Source organism: Pseudoalteromonas sp. bablab_jr011, from assembly GCF_016464045.1.
Classification (GTDB): domain Bacteria; phylum Pseudomonadota; class Gammaproteobacteria; order Enterobacterales; family Alteromonadaceae; genus Pseudoalteromonas; species Pseudoalteromonas lipolytica.
This window is the reverse complement of the sequence record NZ_JACDWU010000066.1, coordinates 1-4,142: the sequence shown is the minus strand read 5'-3', so window position 1 is coordinate 4,142 and position 4,142 is coordinate 1. Positions and strand designations below refer to the sequence as shown.

General features: G+C 43.2%; 2 protein-coding genes. Both read right to left on the bottom strand.

Going from position 1 to position 4,142, the window contains the following annotated elements; genetic code table 11:
* Positions 1-519: 519 nt before the first annotated feature.
* A complete protein-coding gene (gene mutT, locus JIG41_RS01825; RefSeq protein WP_065979523.1) occupies positions 520-918 on the bottom strand; it encodes an 8-oxo-dGTP diphosphatase MutT in 399 nt (132 codons plus the stop codon).
* 62 nt (positions 919-980) lie between these two features.
* The gene (gene secA / locus JIG41_RS01820) at positions 981-3,689 is read right to left on the bottom strand and encodes a preprotein translocase subunit SecA (RefSeq protein WP_036973239.1); all 2,709 of its coding nucleotides are present in this window, start codon (positions 3,687-3,689) and stop codon (positions 981-983) included.
* Between the last annotated feature and the right edge of the window lie 453 nt (positions 3,690-4,142).

Genomic DNA, 4,142 nt, shown 5'->3' with positions numbered 1-4,142 from the left:
GTACTTCGTAACTCGTTGCTTACAACCCTTTCACGGCTAAAGCCCTTCCTACAAGTGACACACACTACACACGTGGGAGGCGTTTTAACTATACAAGCTCGCATCTCGCTTCTCGTAACTCGTTACTTATAACCCTTTCACGGCTAAAGCCCTTCCTACAAGTGATACACATTGCACTCGTGGGAGGTGTTTTAACGCCGAAAAAGCAAACCTGTTCAGCGATATTAAACAAACTGCTCAATTTAGCTCGCCTCTCGTACTTCGTTGCTTATAACCTCTTCGCGCGAAATAAATTTCACGCCTACATTAAACCGTAGGCGTTATGCTTGCATGGCGCGTTTGCGCAGCAACATCTTTTATAAGATTCACGGCTAAAGCCCTTCCTACAAGTGACACACATCTCACACGTGGGAGGCGTTTTAACGCCGAAAAAGTAAACCTTTTCAGCGGTATTAAACAACCAGCTCGGTATAGCTCGTACCTCGAAATTCGCAGCTCGTTGCTTATTTATCTCGTTACTTATTTAAAACGTTGCTTTATCTTTTCAACTATTTCGACGTTGGCGGCTGGGAACACGTAGTAATCAAGCTCATTAATGGGTACCCACTTACCTTGCTGACCTTCTGCGCCATGGGCTTCGCCTGTAAAGTTATCAACTATATGGACATCTAAACGCACACATTTATCGCCGTAATCGTGTTCGATAACCATTAATTCATCACTGCCATTAACCGTCAGGTTTACTTCTTCTAACAGCTCACGTTGTAACGCTGCAAACACGCTTTCGCCCTGCTCGACCTTGCCACCAGGGAACTCCCATAAGCCACCTTGGTGTTTATCGTCTGGGCGCTTACAAATGAATAATTGTTGGTCTTTATAAATTACACCGACTGCGACATGCACTATTTTCTTAGTCATTTTATATTTCCTCAATCATAAAAAAAGCGACGCAAGCGTCGCTTTTTATCCCAGTGTTTTGGTTACTTTAATTTACCACAACACTGTTTAAACTTTTGACCTGAACCACATGGGCACGGCTCATTACGGCCTACTTTAGGCTCTGCACGGTGGCTAACTACAGCACCTTGTGGCGTTTCGCCGCCAATGTGCTCAGCTTCTTCGTGTTGGTATTCACGTGGTGCATTTTCGCTACGACGATGTTGCTCTTCTACCTTTTCAACATCTTCTTCTGCACGTACTTGAACCTTACTTAAAATACTCACTACGTCGATTTTTAAGTTTTCAAGCATTTCAGAGAATAGCTCGAATGATTCACGCTTGTACTCTTGCTTCGGATTCTTCTGTGCATAACCACGTAAGTGGATACCTTGACGAAGATGATCCATTGCAGCCAAGTGATCTTTCCAGTGTTGATCTAGGCTTTGTAGCATAATCGCTTTTTCGAATTGACGTAGTACTGAATCGCCCACCATCTCTTCTTTTTGCTTGTATGCTTGCTCAACGGCTTCTTCGATACGCTCACGCAGTTTTTCTTCGTAAAGTTTACTGTCTTCAGCTAGCCATTGTGAAATTGGCAGTTCAATTAAGAAATCTTGCTTTAAGCGTTCTTCAAGGCCTGGAATATCCCACATTTCCGCTAAGCTTTGCGGTGCAATGTATTGGTCAATCATGCCATTAAGAACATCGCTGCGGATTGCAGTGATAGTTTCTGAAATATCGCCTTCTTCAAGTAGTTCGTTACGCTGCGAGTAAACTACGCGACGTTGGTCGTTTGCAACATCATCGTACTCAAGAAGTTGTTTACGTACGTCGAAGTTACGCGCTTCAACTTTACGTTGTGCGTTTTCGATTGCACGGTTAACCCAAGGGTGCTCAATTGCTTCGCCACGTTGCATGCCCAGTTTACGCATCATGTTAGTCATGCGCTCACCTGCGAAGATACGCATTAACGCATCATCCATTGATAAGTAGAAACGGCTCGAACCTGCGTCACCTTGACGACCAGAACGACCACGTAACTGGTTATCGATACGGCGCGACTCGTGACGCTCAGTACCAATGATGTGTAAACCACCAGCTTCGATTACTGCATCATGGCGCTTTTGCCACTCTTCTTTAATCGTTTTGATTTGCTCATCAGTTGGGTTTTCTAGCTTTTCAATTTCGCTGTGCCAGTTACCACCTAACACGATATCGGTACCACGACCGGCCATGTTAGTGGCAATCGTTACTGTGCCAGGTAAGCCCGCGTCAGCAACAATGTCGGCTTCTTGCGCGTGGAATTTAGCATTAAGTACATTGTGCTTAATTTTTTCTTTACGTAAGAATTGCGATAAGTACTCAGAACTTTCGATAGAAATAGTACCCACAAGTACTGGCTGACCACGTTCTTGACAGTCTTTAATATCGGCAAGGATGGCTTCGTACTTTTCTTCTTGTGTTAAATACACAAGATCGGCACGGTCATCACGGATCATCGGTTTATTAGTTGGCATTACAACCGTGTCTAAACCATAAATAGACTGGAACTCAAACGCTTCTGTGTCTGCTGTACCCGTCATACCCGCTAACGTGTCGTATAAACGGAAGTAGTTTTGGAATGTGATTGATGCCAATGTTTGGTTTTCGTTTTGAATGCGTACACCTTCTTTTGCTTCAACAGCTTGGTGTAAGCCTTCTGACCAACGACGGCCTTCCATTGTACGGCCTGTGTGCTCATCAACGATAATTACTTCGTTTTCTTTAACAACGTAATCAACATCTTTTTGATAAAGCTTATGCGCACGCAGTGCTGCGTAAACATGGCTTAATAATGTGATACTTGAAGCTGAATAAAGTGAATCACCTTCTTCGATTAAGCCACGCTCAATCAGTAGTTCTTCAACCTTAATTTGGCCACGCTCAGTTAAATGAACCTGCTTAGACTTTTCATCGATAGTAAAGTCGCCGTCGCCTTCAACGCCTTCTTCGTCTTCTTTTTCTTGCAGCTCAAGTTCTGGCACAATCTTGTTGATTTCGATGTAAAGCTCAGAGCTGTCTTCAGCCGGGCCTGAGATAATAAGCGGCGTACGCGCTTCATCGATTAGGATTGAATCCACCTCATCCACTACAGCATAGTAAAGTGGGCGTTGAACACGCTCGTCAATGCTAAATGCCATGTTATCGCGAAGATAATCAAAGCCAAATTCGTTATTTGTACCGTAAGTAATGTCGGCGCTGTAAGCCACTTTCTTTTGCTGTGGCATCATGCCTGGCACATTACAGCCTACGGTTAGGCCAAGGAATTCAAATAATGGGCGGTTGGTTTCTGCGTCACGCTTTGCAAGGTAGTCGTTCACGGTAATAACATGAACACCTTTACCCGTTAAACCACGTAGGTATGCAGGCAATGTTGCTGTTAGTGTTTTACCTTCACCGGTACGCATTTCTGCGATACGGCCTTGGTGTAATACCATACCACCTAGTAGCTGTACGTCGAAATGACGCATGCCATTTACACGCTTAGATGCTTCACGTACCACAGCAAATGCTTCTGGTAGAATATCATCTAGGCTTTGTCCGTTATCGTAACGCTCTCTAAATTCTGCTGTTTTTGCTTTTAGATCTTCATCAGAAAGCGCTTCTAATTGCGTTTCAAGCGCATTGATCAGTGCGACCGTCTTTCTTAGGTTTTTAATAGTGCGGTCATTGCGACTACCAAAAATCTTGGTAAATAAATTAGATATCATGATAAAACCGTTACAATATATTCTTTGTTAGCTACTCGTTAGCTAACCCACTTTCTACAATTGATAATTAATATGCGCTTATGCTTATGATGTAGAGCATATTAATTAACAATTTATCTGTACGCTGTTCAAAACACCGCTTATTTCGTGCGCTATCATACCAGAGTCTGCGCAACATCAAACCATCTCAGCGTGAAGATATGGAATTTCAGCAAGAAAATTTAAAAATCAGCCGTAAACTTTAGTTTAACCCCGCAAAAAAACACGAAAATTAAACCACCCGATAGATATGGCGACATTCGAAATAAAATCAAGATGTGGGGTGAAAAAAGGCGATTTGGTTAGTGGTTAGTGGTTAGTGGTTAGTGGTTAGTGGTTAGTGGTTAGTGGTTAGTGGTTAGTGGTTAGTGGTTAGTGGTTAGTGGTTAGTGGTTAGTGGTTAGTGGTTAGTGG

Coding starts and splice junctions, on each gene's coding strand:
- secA (WP_036973239.1), bottom strand. CDS start 3,689: ATGATATCTAATTTATTTACCAAGATTTTTGGTAGTCGCAATGACCGC.
- mutT (WP_065979523.1), bottom strand. CDS start 918: ATGACTAAGAAAATAGTGCATGTCGCAGTCGGTGTAATTTATAAAGAC.